This is a genomic window from Streptomyces eurocidicus (assembly GCF_002891295.1).
Taxonomy (GTDB): domain Bacteria; phylum Actinomycetota; class Actinomycetes; order Streptomycetales; family Streptomycetaceae; genus Streptomyces; species Streptomyces eurocidicus.
This window is the reverse complement of the sequence record NZ_LGUI01000003.1, coordinates 799,398-823,834: the sequence shown is the minus strand read 5'-3', so window position 1 is coordinate 823,834 and position 24,437 is coordinate 799,398. Positions and strand designations below refer to the sequence as shown.

Sequence of the window (24,437 nt, the reverse complement as noted above, 5' to 3'; positions counted from 1 at the left end):
CCGTCACACCGGCACGTGCACCGTCTCCACTCTCGAAGCGACGATCCGCTCCTCCTCGCGGCGCTGCGCGCGGGTGCGCAGCCGGAGGATCTGCGACAGCCCCAGCGCCTCCATGACGAACACCGAGGCGAAGGCGATCCGGTAGTCGTCGCCCGTGGCGTCGAGCAGCAGGCCCACGGCGAACAGCGTGACGATGCCGGCGACGAAGCCGCCCATGTTGACGATGCCGGAGGCGGTGCCCTGGCGCTCGGGCGGGTTCGCCGGGCGGGCGAAGTCGAAGCCGATCATCGAGGCCGGGCCGCAGGTGCCGAGGACGACGCAGAGGAGGACGAGCACCCACATCGGCGCGTGTCCGGGCCAGAAGACGGTGACGGCCCACATCAGCGCGGTGGCGGCGACGGTGCCGAGGGCGAGGGGCAGCCGGGCGGCGTGGTGGCGGCCGATGACCTGCCCGTAGACGAGGCCGATGGCCATGTTGGCGAGCACGGCGACGGTGAGCAGCAGTCCGGCGGTGTCCCGGGACAGCCCCTGCGCCTCGACGAGGAAGGGCATGCCCCACAGCAGCAGGAAGACCTGCATGGGGAACTGGGTGGTGAAGTGCACCCACATGCCGAGCCGGGTGCCGGGCTCCCGCCAGGCGCGGGCGATCTGGCGGCGGACGAAGCCGCGGCCGGAGTGGGCGACGGGGGCGGGCGCGTGGCCCTCGGGGTGGTCCTTGAGGAAGACGAGCATCAGGACGAGGACGACGACTCCGGCGCCGGCGCTGCCGGCGAAGGTCCGGGTCCAGCCCGCGCCGTGCAGGACCCGGGCGAGGAAGACGGTGGAGACGAGGTTGCCCGCCATCCCGAAGAGGGCCGCGACCTGGGCGATCATCGGGCCGCGGCGGGCGGGGAACCAGCGGGAGCCGAGCCGCAGGACGCTGATGAAGGTCATCGCGTCGCCGCAGCCGAGGAGGGCGCGGCTGGCGAGGGCCGTGCCGTAGGAGTGCGAGAGGCCGAAGGCGAACTGCCCGGCGGTGAAGAGGACGACGCCGAGCGCGAGGACCTTCTTGGTGCCCAGCCGGTCGATCATCAGGCCGACGGGTATCTGCATGCCCGCGTAGACGAGCAGCTGGAGTATGGAGAAGGTGGACAGCGCGGAGGCGTTGATATGGAAGCGCTCGGCGGCGTCGAGGCCGGCGACTCCGAGGCTGGTGCGGAAGATGATGGCGACGAAGTAGACGGCGACGCCGATGCCCCAGACGGCCATGGCCCGGCGGCCGCCGGGCGGGTCGCCGGGGAGGGCGGCCGTTCCGTGGGCGCTCATCGGGTCTCGCCCTGGGCGAGGTTGCGCACCCAGCTGACGTGCTGGTCGATGATCTCGACGGCCGCGGCCGCGTCGCCGGAGCGCAGGGCCTCCAGGATCTCGGCGTGCTCGGTGTGGCTCTTGGCGATGCGGTCGGGGTGGGCGTGCATGACGGCCACGCCCATCCGCAGCTGCCGGTCGCGGAGCTGGTCGTAGAGGCGGGAGAGGATCTGGTTGCCGATGCTGCGGACGATCTCGGCGTGGAAGGCCCGGTCGCTCACGGACACGGCGGCGAGGTCGCCCGCGGCGGCCTGCCGGCGCATGTCGTCGAGGAGCTCCTCCAGCCGGGCGATCAGCCGCTCGGAGGCGGGCACGGCCTTGGTGGCGGCGTACTTCTCCACCAGCAGCCGGGTCTCGACGACGTCGGCGATCTCCTGCGCGGACACCGCGAGGACGAGCGCGCCCTTCTTCGGATAGAGCTTCAGCAGCCCCTCCGCCTCCAGCTTCAGGAGCGCCTCCCGCACCGGCGTCCGGGACACCCCGACCGCCTCCGCCAGGTCTCCCTCGGTGAGCAGCGTGCCGCCCTCGTAATGACGGTGGAGTACGGCTTCCTTGACGTGCGCGTAGACGCGTTCGGCGGCGGGGGGCTGTTTGGTCTGGAGACCGGGCGCGGCGGGGGGAGCGGATGACATGCGCACAGCTTAGATACAACACGTATGCGTGAGGAGAGGGCGTCCACCATCCGGGACCGGGCGGGGCGGCCTGATCCGGCTACGGCTCCGGCCGGAGCTCCGGCTACGGATCCGGCTACGGCCGGCCCGACCAGCCCTCCAGGGGGGTGATGAAGACGAATCTCAGGTCCGGGCGCTGTATGGGCAGCAGGACGTGCGTCGTCACCCGCGTCTCGACGTTGCCGTGGTACGGCAGGCACAGCCGGAAGACGTGGCCGTCGCGGTGCTCGACGACGTCGTGCTCCTCGGCCCAGATGCGGCGGCAGTCGGCGTCGGCGTCGAGGATGTCGCGGACGAGGGCGCGCAGTTCGGTGTCGCCGGGGTCGCCGTTGGCCGCCACGCGGAGCATGGCGAGGTAGATGCGGGCGCAGCTGTCCTCCCAGTCGAGCATCTGCTCGCGGGCCTCGGGGTCGAGGAGGGCCCAGCGCATGAGATTGGCGCCCGGGCGGCGGACCCAGGGGAACCATTCGCCCATGAGGGAATTGGCGGCGACGACATTCCACGCCACGTCGGAGAGATATGCGGGATAGGAGACCTGCTGTTCCAGCAGGGCCTTTACGCCGTGCGGCAAGTCCTTGTGCTCCCGGGAGGGTTCGCCGGGCGGGCGGCGGCCGCAGACCGCGAGGAAGAGGGTGAGGGTTTCCGCCTCGCTCAGCCGGAGCGCCTGGGCGACGCGCAGCAGAAAGCTTTCGGAGAAGTCCTGGCGGCGGCCCGCCTCCAGGGTGCGGTACCAGCCCTCGCTCACCCCGGTCAGCCGGGCCACCTGGGCCTGCGAAAGCCGCCTGCCGGGGCGGGGGACGGTGCCGCGCAGCTCGGGCACGGTACGGGCGTCGACGCGGGCGCGCCACGCCCGCAGGAGGCGGCTTATGGATTCGCCGTCCACGCGGTCGTCGCCGTCCAACGCGGCCCTCCCATTCCGACACTGCAAGTGTTGGTCAATCTTAAGTAAATTGCCCAGCACGGGCCATTCCACCTCCTGCCAGAGGTGGAATCCCGAGGCCGCTCCGTTTCAGGACGAAGGGCCCGGACGCTGATTCTCTCCTCACTGGAGGGGGGTGAGGAGGGATGCGTCCGGGCCCTTCGTCTTTTCTTTTTCAACCTCTCCGGTGACCGGCGGGCATTTACTGACCGGTCGGCCAGTTAGTAAATGCCCGCCGGGCCGTCAGCCCCAGGTGATCAGCCGCTGCGGGTTCTCCAGCACCGCCGCCACGTCGGCCAGCACCTTCGAGCCCAGCTCGCCGTCGACCAGGCGGTGGTCGAACGACAGCGCCAGGGTGGTCACCTGCCGGGGCTTGACCTTGCCCTTGTGGACCCACGGCTGGAGCTTGACCGCGCCGAAGGCCAGGATCGCGGACTCGCCGGGGTTGAGGATGGGCGTACCGGTGTCGATGCCGAACACACCGACATTGGTGATCGTGACCGTGCCGCCGGACATGTCCGCCGGGCTGGTCCTCCCGTCCCGGGCCGTGGCGATCAGCTCGCCGAGGGCCGCCGACAGCTCGGGCAGCGTCTTGACGCCCGCGTCCTTGATGTTCGGGACGATCAGCCCGCGCGGGGTCGCCGCCGCGATGCCCAGGTTGACGTAGCCCTTGCGGACGATCTCCTGGTTCTCCTCGTCCCAGGCGGCGTTGACGTCCGGGTTCCGCTTGATCGCGACGAGCAGCGCCTTCGCGACCAGCAGCAGCGGGTTGACCCGGAGCCCGGCCATGTCCGGGTCCGCCTTGAGCTTCTGGACGAGCTTCATCGTGCGGGTGACGTCGACGGTGACGAACTCCGTGACGTGCGGCGCGGTGAAGGCGCTGGCGACCATCGCCTGCGCGGTCGCCTTACGGACGCCCTTGACCGGGATCCGGGTCTCCCGCGCCGCGAGCGCGCTCGCGGCGGGCGCCGGCTCCACGCCCGGCGCCGCCTCCGCCACGGCGCCGGAGGTGGTGGGCGCCTGGGAGGGTGCGACCGGAGCGGCGACGGCCGCGTGGACGTCCTCGCGGGTCACCACGCCGTCCGCGCCCGTCGGGACGACCGTGGCGAGGTCGACGCCCAGGTCCTTGGCGAGCTTGCGGACCGGCGGCTTGGCCAGCGGCCTGCCGCCCGACGCGTGGGAGACGGCGGCCACGGCGAGGCCGCCGACCACCGGCTGCGCCGGCAGCACCGGCTCCGGCGCGGTGTGCCCGTTCAGCTCGGCCTGTACGGCCGCCGCCACCGAGGAGGGCGCCCCCTGCGGGGACTTGCGCGCCCGGCGCTTGGTCGACGACGGGGCGGCCCCGTAGCCCACCAGCACGGCCTGGCGGCCGGTGGTCTCCGGCTCGGGCTCGGCGGCCGGGGCGGCCTCGGGGCGGCCGCCGGGGCGGCGCCGGCCGGGCCCGCGCCCGGGTTCGTGTCCACGGAGATGATCGCCGTGCCCACGTCCACGGTCGTGCCCTCGCCGAAGCGCAGCTCGTGCACCACGCCGTCGAACGGGATGGGCAGCTCCACGGCGGCCTTGGCGGTCTCGACCTCGCAGACCACCTGCCCGTCGGAGACCGTGTCCCCGACGGCCACGTACCACTTGAGGATCTCGGCCTCGGTGAGTCCCTCGCCCACGTCGGGCATCTTGAACTCGCGGAAGCGCTGGTCGTTGGCGGTGCTTGCAGTCATTGTCACGACTCTCCTCGTACCCCTAGTACGCCAGCGCGCGGTCGACGGCGTCGAGCACCCGGTCCAGACCCGGAAGGTACTCGTCCTCCAGCCGGGACGGCGGGTACGGCGCGTGATAGCCGCCGACCCGCAGCACCGGTGCCTCCAGGTGGTAGAAGCAGCGCTCGGTGATCCGGGCGGCGATCTCCGCGCCCGTGCCCAGGAACACCGGGGCCTCGTGGACGACGACGAGCCGGCCGGTGCGCTCCACGGACGCCTGGATCGCGTCGAAGTCGACGGGCGACATCGAGCGGAGGTCCAGGACCTCCAGGGACTTGCCCTCCTCCTCGGCCGCCGCCGCGGCCTCCAGACAGGTCTTCACCATCGGCCCGTAGGCGACGAGGGTGAGGTCCGTGCCCCGGCGCACCGTGCGGGCGGCGTGCAGGGGCGCGGGGATCGCCGAGCGGTCGAGCTCGGACTTGTCGTGGTAGCGGCGCTTCGGCTCGAAGTAGATCACCGGGTCGTCGCTCTGGATGGCCTGCTGGAGCATCCAGTAGGCGTCCGAGGCGTTCGACGGGGAGACCACCTTCAGGCCCGCGACGTGCGCGAACAGCGCCTCGGGCGACTCGCTGTGGTGCTCGACGGCGCCGATCGCGCCACCGTAAGGAATGCGGATGACGACCGGCAGCTTGATCTTGCCGAGCGCACGGGCGTGCATCTTGGCGAGCTGGGTGACGATCTGGTCGTACGCGGGAAAGACGAAACCGTCGAACTGGATCTCCACGACCGGGCGGTAGCCGCGCAGGGCCAGCCCGATCGCGGTGCCGACGATGCCGGACTCGGCGAGCGGGGTGTCGATCACCCGGTCCTCGCCGAAGTCCTTCTGGAGGCCTTCGGTGACGCGGAAGACGCCGCCGAGCTTGCCGACGTCCTCCCCCATCACCAGGACCTTGGGGTCGTTCTCCAGGGCGGTCCGCAGCGAGGCGTTGATCGCCTTGACGACGGAGAGCTTCTCGGCAGCCATCTCAGTTGCTCTCCTCTGCGAAGGACGCCTGGTACGCGGCGAACTGGGCGCGCTCTTCGTCCACGAGGGCGTGGCCGTCGGCGTAGATGTTCTCGAAGATCGCCATGTTGTCGGGGTCCGGCATGGTCCGGACGGCGTCGCGCACCCGCTTGGCGAGCGCGTCGGCCTCGGTCTCCAGGGCGGCGAAGAACTCCTCGTCGGCGAGGCCCTCGCGGTCCAGGTAGGTGCGCAGCCGCAGGATCGGGTCCTTGGCCTCCCACCGCTCGCGCTCCTCGTCCCGGCGGTACTTCGTCGGGTCGTCGGAGGTGGTGTGGGCGCCCATGCGGTACGTGAACGCCTCGATGAGCATCGGGCCCTGGCCGGTGCGGGCGCGCTCCAGGGCGGCCTTGGTGACGGCGAGGACGGCGAGGACGTCGTTGCCGTCGACGCGGACGCCCGGGAAGCCGTAGCCCTGCGCGCGCTGGTAGAGCGGGACGCGGGTCTGGCGCTCGGTGGGCTCGGAGATCGCCCACTGGTTGTTCTGGCAGAAGAACACGACCGGGGCGTTGTAGACCGCCGAGAACGTGAACGCCTCGGCCACGTCGCCCTGGCTGGACGCGCCGTCGCCGAAGTAGGCGATCACGGCGGAGTCGGCGCCGTCCTTGGCCACGCCCATGGCGTAGCCGGTGGCGTGCAGCGCCTGCGAGCCGATGACGATCGTGTAGAGGTGGAAGTTGTTCTCGTTGGGGTCCCAGCCGCCGTGGTTGACGCCGCGGAACATGCCCAGCAGGTTGGTGGGGTCGACCCCGCGGCACCAGGCCACGCCGTGCTCGCGGTAGGTCGGGAAGACGTAGTCGTCGGCGCGGGTCGCCCGGCCGGAGCCGATCTGCGCGGCCTCCTGGCCGAGCAGCGAGGCCCACAGGCCCAGTTCGCCCTGGCGCTGAAGAGTGGTCGCCTCCGCGTCGAAGCGGCGGGTCAGCACCATGTCGCGGTACAGGCCACGCAGTTCGTCGGCGGTCAGGTCGATGGAGTAGTCGGGGTGCTCGACCCGCTCGCCCTCCGGTGTCAGCAGCTGTACGAGCTCGGGCTCGCCCGGCGCGGCGGCGCGGGTCTTGGCCCCGGCGCGCTTGCTGCTGCCACGGCGCGGCTTGCGCGCGGCAGTGCTGTCCACAGTCACGTGTGCTCCTCCGTCTGTCCGGCCCCCGGGGTCGCCGGCGGCCAGAGGGGGTTCCCCCGCCGTGAGGCAGGAGAAGGCTCGCTCGATCCCCGACGGCACACGGGGTGGGTGTGCCGAGGCCGGAAACCGGGCGTGACAGGCGCCCCGGCCAATGGCCTGCAATAAGCACGTTACCCAGAAGGCCGCATTCCTGCGAAACCCCGCCTGACCTGCAATTTTGCTTGGATTTCCAAGTAAATCGAGAAAGCTGGGCAACGCTCCTGGTCACGTCCTTGTGAGCACAGCCCCTGCGGGCTGCCGGAACGACCGCACGTTATCCCGGAGAACAAGAGCAGGGGAAGAGTTGGTGTGTGAGACTGGCACTGTGCCCGAACAGCGAAAAATCACGGTATTTCTGCTCGACGACCACGAGGTCGTCCGGCGCGGCGTGCACGAGATGCTCTCCGTGGAGGAGGACATCGAGGTCGTCGGAGAGGCTGGTACGGCGGCCGACGCGCTGGTTCGCATTCCGGCGACCCGTCCCGACGTCGCGGTTCTGGATGTCCGGCTTCCGGATGGCAGCGGCGTCGAAGTATGTAGGGAAATTCGATCCCAGGACGAGAACATCAAATGCTTGATGCTCACCTCCTTCGCCGATGACGAGGCGCTCTTCGACGCGATCGTGGCGGGCGCGTCCGGTTACGTTCTGAAAGCGATCCGTGGCAATGAGCTCCTCTCGGCCGTCCGGGACGTCGCGGCCGGGAAGTCCCTGCTGGACCCGGTGGCGACCGCCCGGGTGCTGGAGCGGCTGCGCGACGGCAAGGACCCGAAGGGCGACGACCGGCTCGCCAACCTGACCGACCAGGAGCGCCGGATCCTGGACCTGATCGGCGAGGGCATGACCAACCGGGCCATCGGCGAGCGGCTGCACCTCGCCGAGAAGACCATCAAGAACTACGTCTCCAGCCTGCTGTCCAAGCTCGGCATGGAGCGGCGTTCCCAGGCGGCGGCCTATGTCGCCCGCCTCCAGGCCGAGAAGCGCTGAGGCGGGGCGGGACGGCGAGCTCCTCCCGTAGGCGCCCCGCGTCCGGCCGCACCACCCATTCCACTGCCACAATTCACTGTATCGAGTGGAAAAGCAGGATTCGGGACCAATGGCCCGCCGCATAGGGGCGGGTGCCCCTATAGGCCCTGACGACCGGCGTGCACAGTGGTGACCATGCTCTCCGCGCCCACCGGGCTCTCCACCGGTCACCAGGACCACGACCAGTACCGCGCGCTCGAACTGCTCGACCGCACCCCTTACGGCAGGGTCTCGGTGAGCATGCGCGCACTGCCCTTCGTCACCGTCGCCCGGCACATCGTGTCCGGCCGGCAGGTACTGCTGCGCCTGCACGGCGGCTTCGGTTACGCCCAGGCGTGCGACGGCAACGTGGTCGCGTACGGCGCGGACAACCTCAGCGGCCGCCCCGAGGGCGACGAGGACGTCTGGACCGTGCAATTCGTCGGCACCGCACGGCTCTTCACACCCGGCCCCGCCGAACTCGACCGCTTCGGCCGGCCCCCGCGCACGGCGGACGCCGCCCCCTTCGATCCCGAATACCTGTGCATCGAACCGCAGTTCATCACCTTGCACCACCTCGAAGGCGTCCCGGCACGACAGGTCGCGCATTCCGCGTGATCTAACATTTGGAGCGTGCCGCGCTCACTTGTCCAGCCCCCCGCCGTCCCTCCCGTCGGCGGAGTCCGGAGGGACGCCGGCCGCCCCGGGCCCGGCCGCCCGAGACCTGACGGCCTCCGCGCGAGCGCCGGGGTGACCACCGGCGCCGACGGCCCCTCCGGGCACCCGGAGACGGAGCCGCTCGACGGCACCACCCTGCACAACGTCCTGCGGCTCTACGGCCAGGCCGGCGAGCCGCTCGGGTGCGTACCGCTGACCGAGGGCCTCCTCAACCGCGGTTACCGCCTCACCACCACCCGGGGCCGCTTCTTCCTCAAGCACCACCTCGACGGCGACCACGCCGCCATCGCCCGCCAGCACGCCGTCACCCTGCGGCTGGCCGCCCTCGGCCTGCCCGTCGCCCCGCCCGTCGCGGACGCCCGGGGCGCCACCGTCACCGTCGTCGACGGCCGCTGCTACGCCCTGCACCCCTGGGTCGAGGGCCGCCACCGCGACGGCGGCGCGCTGACCCGCGCGCAGTCCCGGCGGCTCGGGGCGCTGCTGGGCCATGTCCACATGTGCCTGGAGAAGGTCTGCCGCGAGGAGCACCCGGCCGCCGCGGCCCCGGCGGGCCGCCCTGACGCCCAGAGGCCCCCGGAAGGCCCTGAGAAGCCCCCTGAAGGCCCGGGAGACCCCTGGCAGGCCCAGGACGCCGCCGCGGACCCCCAGGACACGTACGCCCTCATCGAGGAGCTTCTGGAGCTCGTCCGGCGCCGGCCCCGCGACTCCTTCGACGAGCTGGCCGAGCACCGGCTCGTCGAACGCCGCGCCCTGCTGGAGCGGCACGCGCACCGCCGCCCGGCCGCCGCGCCCGCCCGGGGCTGGGTGCACGGCGACTTCCACCCGCTCAACCTGCTCTACCGGGGCGGCGAACCGGCCGCGATCGTCGACTGGGACCGGCTGGGCGTGCAGCCCCGCGCCGAGGAGGCCGTACGGGCCGCGGTGATCTTCTTCCTGCGCCCCGACGGCACCCTGGACCTCGCGAAGATACGGCCGTACGCGCGCGCCTACCGCCGGGCCTGCGGGGCGGACACCGCCGAACTGGCGGCCGCGGTGCACCGCGTGTGGTGGGAGCGGCTCAACGACTTCTGGATGCTGCGCTGGCGCTACCAGCTCGGCGACCACCGCGCCGACCCCGGCTTCCCCGCGTCGGCGGCGCTGTCGGTGTGGTGGACGCGCTCGTACGGCGCGGTGCGCGAGGCGTTCACGGACTGAGGCCGGGAACGACCGGCGCACGAACGGCCTGGGGCCCGGCACCTCTCGGTGCCGGGCCCCAGGCCGTTCGTGTCCGCGTGCGTCAGCCGCCCGGCGTGGTGCCGGTGCCCTGGCCGTTGATCGTGGCGCCGGGGCCGCCGACCTGGCCGGCCGAGGTGCCCGCGTTGGCGCTGCCGCCGTCCTGACCGGCGCTGGTGCCGCCGGTCGGGGGCTTGTCGTCGCCCGACGGCTTCGTCGAGGGCTCGCCCGTCGGCGTCACCGGGGTCGACGGATCGGGCGAGGGCTTGTTGGACGGCTTGGACGAGTGGTGCGACCCCGTGTCGCCGTCCGGCTCCTGGCCGCCGCCGGAGGTGGAACTGTCGGACTCCTGCTCGCCCGTGGTGCCGCCGCCGGGCTGGGTGGCGGGACGGCTGGGCTTGCCGGAGGTCTCCGGGCTGGAGGACGGGTTGGGGGACGAGGAGGAGCTGACGGACGTCTTGGGCCTGTCCGTCGTCCTCTTGTCGTCGGGCTTGTTCATCGTCTTCACCGCGAAGGCCACGCCCGCCACGACCGCGATCAGGGCGATGACGGCGACGAGCACCATCTTGCCCTTGCCACCGCCACCGCCGCCGCGGCCCCGCCCGCCGTAGCCGTCGAAGCCGCCGTCGTCACCGCCGCGCGGCGGGATGATCGGCTGCTGCGAGGTGTCGCCGTGCACCGGGTGCGGCATGGCGGTCGTCCCGGCCATGCCGCCCATGCCGCCCATGCCCAGGGCCTGGGTGGCGGCGGTGGCGTGCGCGACCGGGCCGGTGTCCCAGGAGCCCGAGTGGGCGCCGGCGTCGTGCAGCATCTGCAGCGCGTACTGGACCAGCCCGCGCATCTCCTCGGCGCTCTGGAACCGGTCGTCCGGGTCCTTGGCGAGGGAACGCATCACCAGACCGTCGAGCTCCGGCGGCAGGCTGCCGAGGACCTGCGACGGCGGGACGGGAGTGTCCTGGACGTGCTGGTAGACCACCGACAGCGGGGTCTCGCCGGTGAACGGGGGGCGCAGCGCCAGCAGTTCGTAGAGCAGGCAGCCGGTGGCGTAGAGGTCCGAGCGCGCGTCGACCGTCTTGCCGAGCGCCTGCTCGGGCGAGAGGTACTGCGGCGTGCCCATGACCATGCCGGTCTGGGTCATGGTGGACGCCGCGCCGTGCAGGGCGCGGGCGATGCCGAAGTCCATGACCTTGACCGCGCCGTTGTTCGTGATGATCACGTTGGCGGGCTTGATGTCGCGGTGCACGATGCCGTGCTGGTGGCTGTAGGCCAGCGCTTCCAATACGCCCGAGACGATGATCAGTGCCTGGTCGGGCGGCGGGGGCTCGGCACCCAGCAACAGGTCACGGATAGTGCGACCTTCAACCAACTCCATGACGATGTACGGCACGACGTTGCGGCCGACGGTGTCCTCGCCGGAGTCGTAGACCGCCACCACCGCGTGGTGGTTCAGGCCGGCCACCGACTGTGCCTCGCGGGTGAAGCGCGCCTTCGAGACCGGGTCCTCCGCGAGGTCGGCCCGGAGCAGCTTCACCGCGACCGTACGGCCGAGGCGCACGTCCTCGGCCGCGAACACCTCTGCCATGCCACCGCGGCCGAGGCGGTGGGTGAGGCGGTAGCGGCCGTCTCCGACCAGGCCGCCATTGCCCCACATTTCAGGCACATCGGGCATGCCGCCCCCGTTGGCGTCAGGGTCTGTCGGACCCTGGGCGCTCTGCGTCTGTGCCATCAGTCCTCGCCGTCGTGTCTGTCCGCTGCGCGTGGGAGGCGCGGCGCGGGGAAAACGGTCTTCCGCTAAGGCACGCTACAGGCTCCACGGCGCGCGCCGGTCCGGGATGGACGCGCTATCAAACCCGTACGCCCCTGAGCAAGGCAAATCTCGTGACGTGTTGTCGCGCATCCCGTCACGGAACGGGCACGCGGCTTGACGTGCCCGCCGCCTCGGGCAGACTTGGCCGAGATCCATCGGCACAGCCGGCACCTGCCGGAACCGTACGCCGGCAGTTCGCCGCAAGGGGGAAGTAGAACGATGAGCCAGGACGGCGCTCAGGGCCGCTACACGGGCCGGTCTGTCGGCGGCGGCCGCTACCAGCTGCGCGACCTGCTGGGCGAAGGCGGGATGGCCTCGGTCCACCTGGCGTACGACAGCGTTCTGGACCGCCAGGTCGCGATCAAGACACTGCACACGGAGCTGGGCCGCGAGGCGTCCTTCCGCGAGCGCTTCCGGCGCGAGGCCCAGGCCGTCGCCAAGCTCACACACACGAACATCGTCTCGGTCTTCGACACCGGCGAGGACGACCTGGACGGGTCGACCATGCCGTACATCGTCATGGAGTACGTCGAGGGCCGGCCGCTGCGCTCGGTCCTCGACGCCGACGTGCGGCAGTTCGGCGCGATGCCGACCGAGAAGGCGCTGAAGATCACCGCCGATGTGCTGGCCGCGCTGGAGGTCAGCCATGAGATGGGGCTGGTCCACCGCGACATCAAGCCCGGCAACGTGATGATGACCAAGCGTGGCGTGGTCAAGGTCATGGACTTCGGCATCGCCCGCGCCATGCAGTCCGGCGTCACCTCGATGACGCAGACCGGCATGGTCGTCGGCACCCCCCAGTACCTCTCGCCGGAGCAGGCGCTCGGGCGTGGCGTCGACGCCCGCTCCGACCTGTACTCGGTCGGCATCATGCTCTTCGAGCTGCTGACCGGGCGGCTGCCGTTCGACGCGGACTCCCCGCTGGCGATCGCGTACGCCCATGTCCAGGAGGAGCCGGTCGCTCCCTCCTCGATCAATCGTTCGATCCCGCCGGCTGTGGACGCCCTGGTCGCCCGCGCGCTGAAGAAGAACCCGAACGAGCGCTTCCCGAGCGCCGAGTCCATGCGGGACGAGTGCGCGCGGGTCTCGGGCACCGCGCAGTCCGGGGCCGCGCCGGTCATCGTGGCGGGCGGCCCGCCGCCGCGCAGCGGTGCGGGCGTCGGCTCGGCCGTCTTCCCGCCCGTCGACGCGCAGACCCCCGGGCCGGGCCCGCAGGCCGTCCGGACGCCGTACCAGCCGGCTCCGGGCCCGTACGCCTCCTACGGGCCGTCCACCCCGCCGCAGGGCGCCCCGGGCTACCCGACGCCCGGCCAGCCGTTCCAGAACGGCGGGCCGAGCGGTCCGGGCACGCCCCCGCCGTACTCGATCAACCCGTCGCCCGCCCCGGCGCCGCAGGGCGGCGGCAGGAGCAACAAGCCGGTCATCATCGGCTCGGGCGTCGTCGCCGTCCTCGCGGTCATCGGCGTGATCGCCGCGATCGCGCTCAACGGCGGCGGCAAGAAGGGCGACGAGGCGAAGAACGACACCACGAGCTCGCAGGCGCCCGTGACGGGCGCCCCGGCCAACGGCTCCGGCGGGGCCACGACGGGCGGCTCGGGCGGTGGCACAGGCGGCACCCAGAGCAAGCACCGCGAGGGCGACCGGTCGAAGGCCATCGACAAGGAGAAGTGCACGAAGGCGTACGAGTACTACAACGACAAGTCGAAGAAGTCGGCGCCCGACTTCAGCTACTTCTACGTCGACTCGGTCAAGGCGTGCCTCCAGGCCGCCGGCTGGAAGTACCGCATCGACCAGCAGAACGAGAACACCTGGGGCAAGGGCACCGTGCTCAGCCAGACGCCCAAGGGGGGCGACGCGTTCGACCCGAAGTCGCCGAGCGACATGTTCGTGCTGACGGTGTCGACGGGTGACCCGGCCTCTTAGGAGTCGCTTCTTAAGAGTCGCGTCAGCCGTAAGGACGGTCATATGTGTGCCCGGTACGTCCGCTGGACGTACCGGGCACACATATGTGCGCGGCCTTACGGGTGCGCCCTTACGGAACGGGCGCGCCCTTACAGATAGGGGCCGGAGCGGGCCCCGCCGTGCTGGTGGCCCTCGCCGTCGTCCTCGCCCAGGACGCCGGGCGGGAGGGCCCTGCGCATCTGCTCCAACTGCGCCCGCGCGGCCATCTGCTGGGCGAACAGCGTCGTCTGGATGCCGTGGAAGAGCCCTTCCAGCCAGCCGACCAACTGCGCCTGCGCGATGCGCAGTTCCGCTTCGGTGGGGATCGTCTCGTCGGTGAAGGGCAGGGAGAGGCGCTCCAGCTCCTCGACGAGCTCGGGCGCGAGACCGTCCTCCAGCTCCCGCACGGAGCTGTGGTGGATCTCCTTGAGCCGGACCCGGCTCGCCTCGTCCAGGGGTGCGGCGCGGACTTCCTCCAGCAGCTGCTTGATCATGCTGCCGATGCGCATGACCTTCGCGGGCTGTTCGACCATCTCCGTCACGGGGACCTCGCGCGACTCGTCGTCACCTTCCCCGTTGCCGGGGTTGGTGCTGCCGAGAGCCATGCCGTCCGGGCCTACGACCAGGACGTGCGGGCTCTCCTGCGACCGTTCATTCCTCGGCATATCCATGCCGCCATTCTCTCGCACAGGTGATTTCCCCCTGGTGATGCCCCCGCACACGCCTGATCCACCGTGCAACGCGCCTTACCGCACGCCCCCTTTTCACCTCGCACGCCGTAGCCGGAGGGCGAAGTAGCCGAGTCCCAGGCCGGTGAGGGTCATTCCGGTGCCCAGCGGCAGGACCCGCATGACGCGGTCGCCGTCGTCCAGGGCCTCGTCGTCACGGTGGCGGGCGGCGGTGGCCTCCCCGTCGGTGCCGCCGGGGCCGCCCGTACCGCCCGTGCCTCCGGGGCCGCTGCCGCCGCCGGGCGTGTTGCCGCCCGGGTCCGTGGGCGGGTGGGCCTGGCCGGGCGCCCGGCCGGCCTCCGGGTCGTCGGGGGGAGGGGCTCCCGGCGAGGACGGCCGGTCCGGTCCGGGGCCGGGGGCCGACGGGCTCCCGGACCCGCTCTCCGCCGCCCGGCCGGGGTGGCTGCGGCCCTCCCCCGCGTGGCTCCCGGCGAGCCGGTCGTCGTCGCCCGGCGGCTCCTGGGACCGGTCCGGCGAGGGGACGGACGAGGCACGGGCGGCGAGCGGGTCGTCCGGTCGTTGCGCCTGGTGGAAGGCGGGGGCGGCCAGTACGGCCGCCGCCGCCAGGGCCGGCCCGGCGAGGGACAGCGCCCGCCGGGCCGGGGATATCGCACGCGGTCCACGGTCCACGCACCCCAGCCTCGCCCGCGCGGTGCGGCACGGCACGCGCGCGCGGCCGACCGGGTGAACGGGGGCGCCCCGCGGCGGGCGGGGGGTCATGCCGCCCTTACGCGTGCCTGCGCGTGTACTCGTCTCCGCTTACCTTCGCGCGCGCTCGTTCCCGTGCCCGTGCGCGTACTCGTCCCCGTGCCCTCGCGCGCGCTCGCTCCCGTTACCCGCGCGCGTACTCGTTCCCGCGCCCTCGCGCGCGCTCGCTCCCGCTTACCCGCGCGCATACTCGCTCCCGTACCCGCGCGCGTACCCGCTTCCGTACCCGCTCACGTCGTGAGCAGGATCTTCCCGACGTGGGAGCTCTCCTCCAGGATCCGGTGGGCCTCCGCCGCGTCCCGCATCGGCAGCGTGCGGTCGACCACCGCCCGTACCCGCCCGCCGGCGATCAGCGGCCAGACGTGCTCGCGCACGGCGGCGACGATCGCCGCCTTCTCCTGGAGCGGCCGGGCCCGCAGCGAGGTGGCCAGGACGGCGGCCCGCTTGGTGAGCAGCGTGCCGAGGTCCAGTTCGGCCTTACGGCCGCCCTGGAGGCCGATGACGACCAGCCGGCCGTTGACGGCGAGGGCGGACACGTTCCGGGCGAGGTACTTCGCGCCGAGGATGTCGAGGATGACGTCCGCGCCGACACCGCCCGTCACCTTGCCGAGCTCCTCGACGAAGTCCTGCCGCCGGTAGTCGATGAGGATGTCCGCGCCGAGCTCGCGGCAGCGCTCCAGCTTCTCCTGGCTGCCCGCGGTGACCGCGACGCGCGCGCCGACCGCCTTGGCCAGCTGGACGGCCATGGTGCCGATGCCGCTGCCGCCGCCGTGCACGAGCAGGGTCTCGCCGGGGCGCAGGTGGGCGACCATGAAGACGTTCGACCAGACGGTGGCGGTGACCTCGGGCAGCGCGGCGGCCGTGACCAGGTCCATGCCGTCCGGGACGGGCAGCAGCTGACCGGCCGGCACACAGACCTTCTCCGCGTAGCCGCCGCCCGCCAGCAGCGCGCACACCTCGTCGCCGACGGCCCAGCCGGCCACGCCGGGCCCCAGGGCGACGATCCGGCCGGAGCACTCCAGTCCGGGGTAGGAGGACGCGCCGGGCGGCGGATCGTAGAAGCCCTGACGCTGCATCACGTCCGCGCGGTTGACGGCACCGGCGACGACCTCGACCAGTACCTCGCCCTCGCCGGGCACGGGATCGGGCACCTCGGCCCAGACCAGGGCCTCCGGTCCGCCGGGTTCGTTGATGGTGATCGCATGCATGCCCGCGAGGCTACTCCCGGGCCCCTCGGCACATCACGGAACATGGAGCGCATGGCTACGGGCAAGATGACCAGAATCTCCCTCCTCCGGTCGCTGTGGCGGCGCACCAGGAGAGAGGCCGAAGAGGACGCGGAGGCGGGGCGCTCCATCGTCATGCCGGTCCAGAACGTCGCGGCGCCGCTGCGGCAGGTGCTGCGCCGGCTCGTCATGGCGCTGGCCGTGCTCGGCCTGACGACCCTGCTCGTCTACGTCGACCGCGAGGGGTACCACGACAACTCCGACAGCGCCGTCGACTTCCTCGACTCCGCGTACTACGCGACCGTCACCCTGTCGACGACCGGCTACGGCGACATCACGCCCGTGAGCGACGGGGCGCGGCTGACGAATATCTTCTTGATCACGCCATTGCGCGTGTTGTTCCTGATCATTCTGGTCGGCACCACCCTGGAAGTGCTGACCGAACGGACGCGCCAGCAGGTGCGCATCCACCGCTGGAGGTCCCGCATGCGAGAGCACACCGTCGTCGTCGGCTACGGCACCAAGGGCCGGCACGCCATCGAGACGCTGGTCGGGCAGGGCAAGCCCAAGGACAAGATCGTCGTGGTGGACCCGCAGAAGAAGGTCGTGGACGCGGCCTCCAGCGACGGCCTGGTGGGCGTCCTGGGCGACGCCACGCGCTCCGAGACGCTGCTCCGCGCCGAGCTCCAGCGGGCCTCCCAGGTGGTGATCTGCACGGAGCGGGACGACACGGCCGCCCTGGTCACGCTGACCGCGCGGCAGCTCAACAAGTCGGCCACGATCGTCGTGGCCGTGCGGGAGGACGAGAACGTGCCGCTGCTGCGGCAGAGCGGCGCGAACACCGTCGTGACGAGTTCGAGCTCGGCGGGCCGGCTGCTCGGCATGTCGATGATGAGCCCGAACGTCGGCACGGTGCTGGAGGACCTGCTGACGTACGGCAACGGCCTGGACGTCGTGGAGCGGCCCGTCACCAAGCGGGAGGCGGGCAACTCACCGCGCGACTGCGCGGACCTCGTCGTCGCGGTCGTACGGGGCCACCGGCTGCTGCACTTCACCGACCCGGAGGCGGCGACGCTGCACCTCGCGGACCGGGTCATCACGATCAAGCAGGCGGCGCCGCCGGCGGCGGAGGGGTGAGGGCAGGCGGTGCGGCCACCGCCCTGCCGGCCCGGAGGCGCGTCACACCCCACCCACCGCCCACGGCAGTTCGAGAACCCCGGCCCGGGAACCCCGTACCGCACCACCCGGCGGAATGACCGCGAGCGCGTCGGCGGCGGCGAGGCCCCGCAGCATCGCGGGCCCGTGGAAACTGAGCGGCTCCGCGCTGTCGCTGTGCCGGCTGACGACGGGGACGAGCCGGGTGTCGTCCGGGTGGCCCTTGACGGCATCGGTGAGGACGGCCCGGTAGGGCGGGGGCGAGGGGCGCGCGGAGAGCGTACGGAGCAGGGGCTCGGCGAGCGTCAGCAGTCCGGCGACGGCGGCCAGGGGGTTGCCGGGGAGGCCGACGAGGTGCCGGCCGGGTGCGAGCCGGGCGAGCAGCATCGGGTGGCCGGGCCGGACCGCGACACCGTCGACCAGGAGCTCGGCGCCGAGCCTCCGGAGGGTGGTGTGGACGTGGTCGACGGGGCCGGCGGCCGTACCGCCGGTGGTGAGCACGACGTCGGCGGTGGAGTCGGCGAGGGCCGCGTGCAGGGCGTTCGCGTCGTCGCCGAGGCGGCGGATCGAGGTCACCTCGGCGCCGAGGGCCGTGAGCCAGGGGCCGAGCATGGGGCCGAGGGCGTCCCGGATCCGGCCGCCCTGGGGGAGGCCCTCGCGGAGCAGTTCGTCGCCGAGGACGAGCACTTCGGCGCGGGGGCGGCGGGTGACGTGGAGCCTGTCGTAGCCCGCGGCGGCGGCCAGGCCGAGCACGGCGGGGGTCACGACGGTGCCCCGGGGCAGGAGTTGGTCGCCGTGGCGGCACTCCTGGCCACGGGGGCGGATGTCCTGGCCGTGGGAGAGACGACGGGTGGCGTGGAGCTCGGGGTGCGGCTCGTCCCGGCCGGTCACCTCGCCGTGCTCGCTGCGGAGCACGGCGGTGGTGCCGGGCGGGACGGGCGCGCCGGTCGCGATCCTTACGGCGTGTCCGTCGCGCAGGGGCGCGGCCCCGCCGTGGTCGGAGCCGGCGAGGACGCCGAGGCCCTCCCGGCCGGCGGGCAGCCGCCACGGGCCCGGCCCGGCGACCGCCCAGCCGTCCATGGCGGAGGTGTCGAAGGACGGCAGGTCGGTGAGCGCGACGAGCGACGAGGCGAGCACCTGCCCGAGCGCCTCGCCGAGCTCCTGCTCGACGGGCGGCAGGGGCTCGGCGGCACGAGCGGCGAGGGCACGGGCGTCGGGCCAGGGAGCGGTCGTCATGGGGGCGGACTCACGTACGTCGTCGGCCGCGAAGAGGAACTCGTACTCGCGGGGGGAGGGGATGGAGTCGGCGGTGGGGGTGGGGACGGGTTCGGCTCCGGGGACGGGTCCGGGTCCGGGTCCGGGTCCGGGGACGGGGACGGACCTCGGGACGGGAACAGGCGCGGATTCAGAGGCGGGCTTGGGGGTGGAGACGGGATCGGGGGTGGAGACGGGCCCGGGGTCAGAGACAGGCCCGGCGTCAGAGACAGGCCCGGCGTCAGAGACGGGCCCGGCGTCGATGACCGACCCGGGGGTGGGCTCCGGCGTCGGCTCAGGAGCCGGTTTCGCCTCAGGGGCCGGCTCCGGTTCAAGGGCCGACTCCGGCCCAGAGGCCAACTCCGTCTCAATGACCGACCCTGCCCCAGAGGCCGGCTCCGCCTCAAGGGTCGCCCCCGGCCCAAAGGCCGGCTCCGCCTCAAGAGCCGACTCCGGCTCAAGGTCGAAAGGGAAGTCGCCGAACGGGCCTTCGCGACGGGACCGGCCGCCCTCGTACGACGGGCGCGGCACGTCGCCGCCGCCCCGCCGCCCGCGCGCCGAGCGATCCTCGGCGAGCAGCGTCAACGCGTCGATGACGGCCAAGGTGTCCCCCGCCGAGGCTCCCCCGGCCGGGCGATCGGCGTGCCCGTACTCGCCGTTCCGGCACCCGCCGCTCCCCCGCGCGTGATGCGAGCGGTCGGCGCGCGGCGCGGAGTCGTCCTCTCCCGGCGCGGGCCCGCCGGGGCCGGAGGCTCCCCGCGGACCGTGGTCCTCCGCCCACGGGACGAAGAGCCCCTCCCCCAGTGGGCGATCGGCCGGAGCCCCGTCCTCGACGGGACGGCCCCCGGCCGCCGGGCGCCCGCCGTCGGCGGCCATGTGCGCCTGGCCGCGCGAGCGGCTCCTCGCCCGGCGGTCGTCCGCGATGAGGGCCAGTGCCTCGTCCGCCGCGCGGTCGAGCGCGGAGCCGTCCTCCCTGGAGGTCATTCCGACTCTTCGGGCGCGTGGGGGCCCTCGGCGGCGGCCTTGCCGCCGTCCGCGGCCTCGTCGGCCCAGCGCCGGGCGAGCGCGACCGCCTCGCGGGTCGCCGCCGCGACGGCCTCCTCCCCGCCGCCCCGCAGCGCGGCGGCGTAGCCGACGAGGAACGTCGTCAGGGGCGCGGCGGGCCGGGCCACGCCGTGCGCGGCGTCCCGTGCGAGGTCGAGGAGGGCGGCGGTGTCGACGTCGAGCTCGATGCCGAGTTCGGCCTTGGCGGCGTTGATCCATTCTTCCAGCACGCCCCCATCGTCCCTGATGCGCGCGCGGGCCGTGGCGACGTCCTCCCAGGTGTCGCAGTCGAACGACGCCGTGGGGTGCGGGAGCCGGCCGAGCGCCAGCTCGGCCGTGAGCAGGCGGAGCGGCAGTCCGGCGAGGGAGCCGTGCTCGGCGGCGAGCAGGGCGAGTTCCCGGCGGAGGGCCTCGCCGCGGTAGGCGGCGACCAGCGGCTGGTCCCGTCCGTCGGGGTCGGCGAGCAGCACCCCGTCCGTCCCCTCCCCGGCGTCGGCGAGGGCCGCGAGAAGGGCTCGTACGGTGTCGGCCCGCAGGAACGGCAGGTCGGCGGAGAGTACGAGCGTCAGGGCGGCCTCCGTCCCCTTGAGGCCGGCGGCGAGCGCGGCGAGCGGTCCGCCGCCGGGGGGCTGCTCGCGCGCCCAGCGCACGGGCCGGGCGGTGGGGCGGCGCGGGCCCACCACGACGGTGTCACCGGCGTCCGCGCACGCGCCGAGGACCCGGTCGAGCAGCGTGCGGCCGCCCACGCTCAGACCGGGCTTGTCGGCGCCGCCCAGCCTGCGGGCGGCGCCTCCGGCGAGCACTACGGCGTCATAGTCAGTCACCCGACGAGTATGGCCGCGCCACCGCCCGGCGCACCGGCCGCCCGGAAGCCTCCGGACGACGGCGCGCCGACCGCGGCGACCGGCCCTGCCGGGGCGCCGTCACCGCCACCCTGCACGGCCGCTCGGCAGCCGCCCGTCACACGGACCGCAACAACACCGCGGGCCGCTCGACGCAGTCGGCCACGTACCGCAGGAAGCCTCCCGCCGTGCCGCCGTCGCAGACGCGGTGGTCGAAGGTGAAGGACAGCTGCACGACCTGCCGTACCGCCAACTCCCCCTCCCACACCCATGGCTTCGGGACTATGCGCCCGACCCCGAGCATCGCCGCCTCCGGGTGGTTGATGATCGGCGTGGAGCCGTCGACCCCGAACACCCCGTAGTTGTTCAGGGTGAACGTGCCGCCGGTCAGCTCGGCCGGGGTGAGGGCGCCCGCCCGCGCGGCCTCGGTCAGCCGGGCGATCTCCTCGGACAGCCGGACGGCGTTGAGCGTGTGGGCGTTCCGGACGACGGGGACGACCAGGCCCCGGTCGGTCTGCGCGGCGAACCCCAGGTGCACCCCGGGCAGCCGCACGATCTCACGGGCCTCGGTGTCCACCGTGGCGTTGAGCTCGGGGTAGCGGGCCAGGGCCGCCGTCGTGATCCGGGCCAGTACGGCGAGCAGCGAGATCTTGGGGTCCCCGGCGGCGTTCATCGCCCGTCGGGCGGCCAGCAGCTCCGTGGCGTCGGCGTCCACCCAGCAGGTCGCGTCCGGGATCTCGCGGCGGCTCCTGCCGAGCTTCTCGGCGACGGCGCCGCGCATCCCGCGCAGGGGAATCCGCTCGGCACCGTCCTCCGGCCGCCCGGCGGCCGACGGCGTGCCGGACGCGACCGCCGCCCGCCCGGGAACCGGGGCCGGGGAGGCCGTGGCGCGCTCGACGTCCGCCCGGGTGATCAACCCGTCCGGTCCACTGCCGCACACGTGCGCGAGGTCGAGCCCGCGCTCCCTGGCCAGCCGCCGGACGAGAGGCGATATCACCGCCCGGGTACCCGCCTCGACGGGCGCGGCGGCCCTTACGGAACCGACGGCACCGGCGGACCTGCCGGCCCCCACCGCCTCTCCCGCCTCACTTGCCTTGCCCGCCTCACCGGTGGCGACCGGGCCGCCCTGCGTCCGTGCGGCCCTCCCCCCGGGTGCCCGCACCCGGGGGCGCCGCGCGGCCGGGGCCTGCGTGCCGTAGCCGACCAGGACGTTCCCGGAACCCTCGCCCCCGGGGGGAGCGAGGGTTCCGGAGTCTCGCCCGGTGTCCTCCGGGCCGCTGTCGCCGTCGGAACCGGTCGCCGGCTCGCCGACCGCCACCGTCAGCAGCGGCGCGCCCACCGGGAGCTCCGTGCCCTCCTCGCCGAACCGGGCCGTCACCACGCCCCCGTAGGGGCACGGGACCTCGACCATCGCCTTGGCCGTCTCGACCTCGACCACCGGCTGGTCGACGGCGACGACGTCACCGACCTGGACGAGCCAGCGGACGATCTCCGCCTCGGTGAGCCCTTCCCCGAGGTCCGGCAGCGTGAATTCGCGCACCACGGCCATCAGCGCACCCCGCCCTCGAAGCCGTCGAAGCCCTGGAAACCGTTCGGGCCCGTGAGGCCCTTGGGACCGGTGGAACCACCGGGGCCCGCCGCCGGGTCCGTCCACTCCGACTCCCACTGCAAGCGGGCGACGGCGTCCAGTACCCGGTCGACGCCGGGCAGGTGGTACCGCTCCAGCATCGGCGGCGGATAGGGGATGTCGAAGCCGGTGACGCGCAGCACGGGTGCCTCCAGGTGGTGGAAGCAGCGCTCCGTGATCCGGGCCGCGATCTCCCCGCCGGGGCCGCCGAATCCGGTGGCCTCATGGACGACGACGGCCCGGCCGGTGCGCCTTACGGACGCGCAGACCGTCTCCTCGTCGAACGGCACCAGCGAACGCAGGTCGACCACTTCCAGGTCCCAGCCTTCGGCCCGGGCGGCCTCCGCGGCCTCCAGGCAGACCGGCACGGACGGGCCGTAGGAGATCAGCGTGGCGGAGGTGCCCCGGCGGCGGACGGCCGCCCGGCCGATGCCCGGCACCTCCTCGGGCCGGTCCGGGTCCCAGTCGGCCTTGGACCAGTAGAGCCGCTTGGGCTCCAGGAAGACCACCGGGTCGTCGGAGGCGATCGCGGCCCGCAGCAGCCCGTAGGCGTCGGCGACGGTCGCGGGGGCGACCACATGGAGGCCGGGGGTGGCCATGTAGTAGATCTCGGAGGAGTCGCTGTGGTGTTCGACGCCGCCGATCCCACCGCCGTAAGGCACCCGCACGGTGATCGGCATGGGCATCGCGCCCCGGGTGCGGTTCCGCATCCGGGCGACATGGCTGACGAGTTGCTCGAAGGCGGGGTAGGCGAAGGCGTCGAACTGCATCTCGACCACGGGTCGCAGCCCGTACATGGCCATGCCGACGGCCGCGCCGAGGATGCCCGCCTCGGCCAGCGGCGTGTCCGTGCAGCGGTCCTCGCCGAACTCCTTGGCCAGGCCGTCCGTGACCCGGAAGACGCCGCCCAGGGCGCCGACGTCCTCGCCGAGGACGTGGACGGACGGGTCGTCGGCCATGGCGTCGCGCAGCGCCCGGCCCAGGGCCTGGGCCATCGTGGCGGGCTTCCGGCCGGTCGTGACAGCCGCGGTGGTCATCGCCCCACCCCTTCCTGAGAGCCCGGGGTGGTGTCCCCGGCGGCGTCGAGCTCGGCGCGCAACATGGCGGCCTGCTCGCGCAGTTGGTCGGTCCGCTCGGCGTGGACATGGGCGAAGAGGTCCATGGGGTCGAGCGCGGGGTCCTGGTTCATCCGCTCGCGGAGGTCGGCGGCCATCGCCTCGGCGGCCTCACGCTCGCGCCGTATGCCGTCCTCGTCCAGCAGCTTCCGCCCGGTCAGCTCCCGCTCCAGGAGGTCGACAGGGTCGTGCGCGCGCCACGCCTCGACCTCGGTGTCGGTGCGGTAGCGGGTGGCGTCGTCGGCGTTCGTATGGGCGTCGATGCGGTAGGTGACGGCCTCGACGAGGGTGGGGCCGGAGCCGGCGCGGGCCCGCCGCACGGCTTCGCCGAGCACCCGGTGGACGGCGGCCACGTCATTGCCGTCGACCAGCCGGCCCGGCATGCCGTAGCCGACGGCCTTGTGGGCGAGGGACGGGGCCGCGGTCTGCTTGGCGAGCGGTACGGAGATGGCGAAGCCGTTGTTCTGCACGAGGAAGACGACCGGCGCCTGCCAGACGGCGGCGAAGTTGAGCGCCTCGTGGAAGTCGCCCTCGCTGGTGCCGCCGTCGCCGACCATGGCGAGCGCCACCACGTCGTCGCCCTTGAGCCGGGCGGCGTGCGCCAGGCCCACGGCGTGCGGGAGTTGGGTGGCCAGCGGGGTGCACAGGGGCGCGACGCGGTGCTCGTGGGGGTCGTAGCCCGTGTGCCAGTCGCCCCGCAGCAGGGTCAGGGCCTGCACGGGGTCCAGGCCCCGGGCGACGGCCGCGAGCGTGTCGCGATAGCTGGGGAAGAGCCAGTCGCGGTCCTCAAGTACGAGGGCGGCGGCGACCTCGCACGCCTCCTGGCCGGTGGAGGAGGGGTAGACGGCGAGGCGGCCCTGCCGGGTGAGGGCCGTGGCCTGGGTGTTGTACCGGCGGCCGCGGACGAGCTGCCCGTACATCCGCCGCAGGAGCTCGGGGTCGAGCCCGGCGGCCTCGTCGGTGCCCAGCAGGCGGTACGGCTCCGCGTCGGGCAGCAGCGGCGCGGGATCCGTGCGGGGCTGCCAGGCAGGGGGCGGGGTGGGCCGGTACGAGCCGGGCTGCTCCAGAACCGTCATGACGAGCACCTCCTTTTGGGACGGGCTTGACCGGGCACGCGGCACTTGGCGGCCGCGCTCCCTCCCTACCGATTGTTCGGTCGTCAGCACTTTTTGGCTACAGGCGGCCCAAGCCTGTGGACAAACGGTTCTCCACAGCCTGAGATATGGACAGGGCGTCCATGAGGGGGAGGC

Annotated in this window: 19 protein-coding genes and 1 pseudogene; 5 read left to right on the top strand and 15 right to left on the bottom strand. The window is 73.1% G+C overall.

The genetic code is table 11. The features are described 5' to 3' along the window. Positions 1 to 3 precede the first annotated feature (3 nt). The 6 genes and pseudogenes from AF335_RS13545 to pdhA (AF335_RS13520) form a co-directional block, all read right to left on the bottom strand. Complete coding sequence (locus AF335_RS13545; protein WP_102918554.1) at positions 4 to 1,305, bottom strand: MFS transporter; 1,302 nt, start codon at positions 1,303 to 1,305, stop codon at positions 4 to 6. Beyond that, positions 1,302 to 1,976: a GntR family transcriptional regulator gene (locus AF335_RS13540; protein WP_102918553.1), complete on the bottom strand. Its 675-nt coding sequence runs from the start codon at positions 1,974 to 1,976 to the stop codon at positions 1,302 to 1,304. The genes AF335_RS13545 and AF335_RS13540 overlap by 4 nt, the downstream gene beginning before the upstream one ends. Positions 1,977 to 2,091: 115 nt before the next feature. Next, a complete protein-coding gene (locus AF335_RS13535) occupies positions 2,092 to 2,916 on the bottom strand; it encodes a helix-turn-helix transcriptional regulator (protein ID WP_170127680.1) in 825 nt (274 codons plus the stop codon). A gap of 261 nt (positions 2,917 to 3,177) precedes the next feature. Beyond that, positions 3,178 to 4,649: pseudogene (locus AF335_RS13530) on the bottom strand (dihydrolipoamide acetyltransferase family protein). 22 nt (positions 4,650 to 4,671) lie between these two features. Beyond that, a complete protein-coding gene (locus AF335_RS13525) occupies positions 4,672 to 5,652 on the bottom strand; it encodes an alpha-ketoacid dehydrogenase subunit beta (RefSeq protein ID WP_102918551.1) in 981 nt (326 codons plus the stop codon). Between the two features lies 1 nt (position 5,653). Then, a complete protein-coding gene (gene pdhA / locus AF335_RS13520; RefSeq protein WP_102918550.1) occupies positions 5,654 to 6,808 on the bottom strand; it encodes a pyruvate dehydrogenase (acetyl-transferring) E1 component subunit alpha in 1,155 nt (384 codons plus the stop codon). Between the two features lie 364 nt (positions 6,809 to 7,172). Here pdhA (AF335_RS13520) and AF335_RS13515 point away from each other — a divergent pair, with 364 nt between their 5' ends. From AF335_RS13515 to AF335_RS13505, 3 genes are all read left to right on the top strand, one after another. Further along, a complete protein-coding gene (locus tag AF335_RS13515) occupies positions 7,173 to 7,832 on the top strand; it encodes a response regulator (protein ID WP_102918549.1) in 660 nt (219 codons plus the stop codon). Between the two features lie 174 nt (positions 7,833 to 8,006). Further along, on the top strand, positions 8,007 to 8,468 hold the full coding sequence (locus AF335_RS13510; protein ID WP_102918775.1) for a pyridoxamine 5'-phosphate oxidase family protein: 462 nt from the start codon (positions 8,007 to 8,009) through the stop codon (positions 8,466 to 8,468). A gap of 132 nt (positions 8,469 to 8,600) precedes the next feature. After that, a complete protein-coding gene (locus AF335_RS13505; protein ID WP_102918548.1) occupies positions 8,601 to 9,722 on the top strand; it encodes a phosphotransferase in 1,122 nt (373 codons plus the stop codon). Between the two features lie 82 nt (positions 9,723 to 9,804). Here AF335_RS13505 and AF335_RS13500 read toward each other — a convergent pair whose 3' ends face one another. Further along, a complete protein-coding gene (locus AF335_RS13500; RefSeq protein ID WP_102918547.1) occupies positions 9,805 to 11,466 on the bottom strand; it encodes a protein kinase domain-containing protein in 1,662 nt (553 codons plus the stop codon). A gap of 300 nt (positions 11,467 to 11,766) precedes the next feature. Here AF335_RS13500 and AF335_RS13495 point away from each other — a divergent pair, with 300 nt between their 5' ends. Continuing rightward, a complete protein-coding gene (locus AF335_RS13495; RefSeq protein ID WP_102918546.1) occupies positions 11,767 to 13,470 on the top strand; it encodes a protein kinase domain-containing protein in 1,704 nt (567 codons plus the stop codon). Positions 13,471 to 13,598: 128 nt separating this feature from the next. Here AF335_RS13495 and AF335_RS13490 read toward each other — a convergent pair whose 3' ends face one another. From AF335_RS13490 to AF335_RS13480, 3 genes are all read right to left on the bottom strand, one after another. Further along, on the bottom strand, positions 13,599 to 14,159 hold the full coding sequence (locus tag AF335_RS13490) for a bacterial proteasome activator family protein (protein WP_087927302.1): 561 nt from the start codon (positions 14,157 to 14,159) through the stop codon (positions 13,599 to 13,601). 93 nt (positions 14,160 to 14,252) lie between these two features. Further along, positions 14,253 to 14,846, bottom strand: coding sequence for a hypothetical protein (locus AF335_RS13485; RefSeq protein WP_146045511.1), 594 nt, complete (start codon positions 14,844 to 14,846; stop codon positions 14,253 to 14,255). A 308-nt stretch (positions 14,847 to 15,154) separates the two neighbouring features. Continuing rightward, on the bottom strand, positions 15,155 to 16,132 hold the full coding sequence (locus AF335_RS13480) for an NAD(P)H-quinone oxidoreductase (protein WP_102918544.1): 978 nt from the start codon (positions 16,130 to 16,132) through the stop codon (positions 15,155 to 15,157). A 51-nt stretch (positions 16,133 to 16,183) separates the two neighbouring features. On the opposite strand from AF335_RS13480, the gene AF335_RS13475 reads away from it, so the two are divergent. Further along, complete coding sequence (locus tag AF335_RS13475; protein ID WP_228772918.1) at positions 16,184 to 17,287, top strand: potassium channel family protein; 1,104 nt, start codon at positions 16,184 to 16,186, stop codon at positions 17,285 to 17,287. A gap of 42 nt (positions 17,288 to 17,329) precedes the next feature. On the opposite strand, the gene AF335_RS13470 is transcribed toward AF335_RS13475, so the two are convergent. The 5 genes from AF335_RS13470 to pdhA (AF335_RS13445) form a co-directional block, all read right to left on the bottom strand. After that, positions 17,330 to 18,823 carry a molybdopterin molybdotransferase MoeA gene (locus AF335_RS13470; RefSeq protein WP_376697815.1) on the bottom strand — a complete coding sequence of 498 codons (1,494 nt, stop codon included), beginning with the start codon at positions 18,821 to 18,823 and terminating at the stop codon, positions 17,330 to 17,332. 716 nt (positions 18,824 to 19,539) lie between these two features. Further along, complete coding sequence (locus tag AF335_RS13460; protein WP_102918542.1) at positions 19,540 to 20,427, bottom strand: NTP transferase domain-containing protein; 888 nt, start codon at positions 20,425 to 20,427, stop codon at positions 19,540 to 19,542. 136 nt (positions 20,428 to 20,563) lie between these two features. After that, positions 20,564 to 21,994 carry a dihydrolipoamide acetyltransferase family protein gene (locus AF335_RS13455; protein WP_102918541.1) on the bottom strand — a complete coding sequence of 477 codons (1,431 nt, stop codon included), beginning with the start codon at positions 21,992 to 21,994 and terminating at the stop codon, positions 20,564 to 20,566. Then, the gene (locus AF335_RS13450; protein ID WP_228772917.1) at positions 21,994 to 23,109 is read right to left on the bottom strand and encodes an alpha-ketoacid dehydrogenase subunit beta; all 1,116 of its coding nucleotides are present in this window, start codon (positions 23,107 to 23,109) and stop codon (positions 21,994 to 21,996) included. The genes AF335_RS13455 and AF335_RS13450 overlap by 1 nt, the downstream gene beginning before the upstream one ends. Beyond that, positions 23,106 to 24,263 carry a pyruvate dehydrogenase (acetyl-transferring) E1 component subunit alpha gene (pdhA, locus tag AF335_RS13445; protein ID WP_102918540.1) on the bottom strand — a complete coding sequence of 386 codons (1,158 nt, stop codon included), beginning with the start codon at positions 24,261 to 24,263 and terminating at the stop codon, positions 23,106 to 23,108. Before pdhA (AF335_RS13445) ends, AF335_RS13450 begins: the two co-directional genes overlap by 4 nt. Positions 24,264 to 24,437: the final 174 nt, after the last annotated feature.

Bases quoted from the DNA above. Each gene is read 5' to 3' on its own strand.
- AF335_RS13545 (WP_102918554.1), bottom strand. From the start codon at position 1,305: ATGAGCGCCCACGGAACGGCCGCCCTCCCCGGCGACCCGCCCGGCGGC.
- AF335_RS13540 (WP_102918553.1), bottom strand. From the start codon at position 1,976: ATGTCATCCGCTCCCCCCGCCGCGCCCGGTCTCCAGACCAAACAGCCC.
- AF335_RS13525 (WP_102918551.1), bottom strand. From the start codon at position 5,652: ATGGCTGCCGAGAAGCTCTCCGTCGTCAAGGCGATCAACGCCTCGCTG.
- AF335_RS13510 (WP_102918775.1), top strand. From the start codon at position 8,007: ATGCTCTCCGCGCCCACCGGGCTCTCCACCGGTCACCAGGACCACGAC.
- AF335_RS13500 (WP_102918547.1), bottom strand. From the start codon at position 11,466: ATGGCACAGACGCAGAGCGCCCAGGGTCCGACAGACCCTGACGCCAAC.
- AF335_RS13495 (WP_102918546.1), top strand. From the start codon at position 11,767: ATGAGCCAGGACGGCGCTCAGGGCCGCTACACGGGCCGGTCTGTCGGC.
- AF335_RS13490 (WP_087927302.1), bottom strand. From the start codon at position 14,159: ATGGATATGCCGAGGAATGAACGGTCGCAGGAGAGCCCGCACGTCCTG.
- AF335_RS13480 (WP_102918544.1), bottom strand. From the start codon at position 16,132: ATGCATGCGATCACCATCAACGAACCCGGCGGACCGGAGGCCCTGGTC.
- AF335_RS13475 (WP_228772918.1), top strand. From the start codon at position 16,184: ATGGCTACGGGCAAGATGACCAGAATCTCCCTCCTCCGGTCGCTGTGG.
- AF335_RS13455 (WP_102918541.1), bottom strand. From the start codon at position 21,994: ATGGCCGTGGTGCGCGAATTCACGCTGCCGGACCTCGGGGAAGGGCTC.
- AF335_RS13450 (WP_228772917.1), bottom strand. From the start codon at position 23,109: ATGACCACCGCGGCTGTCACGACCGGCCGGAAGCCCGCCACGATGGCC.
- pdhA (WP_102918540.1), bottom strand. From the start codon at position 24,263: ATGACGGTTCTGGAGCAGCCCGGCTCGTACCGGCCCACCCCGCCCCCT.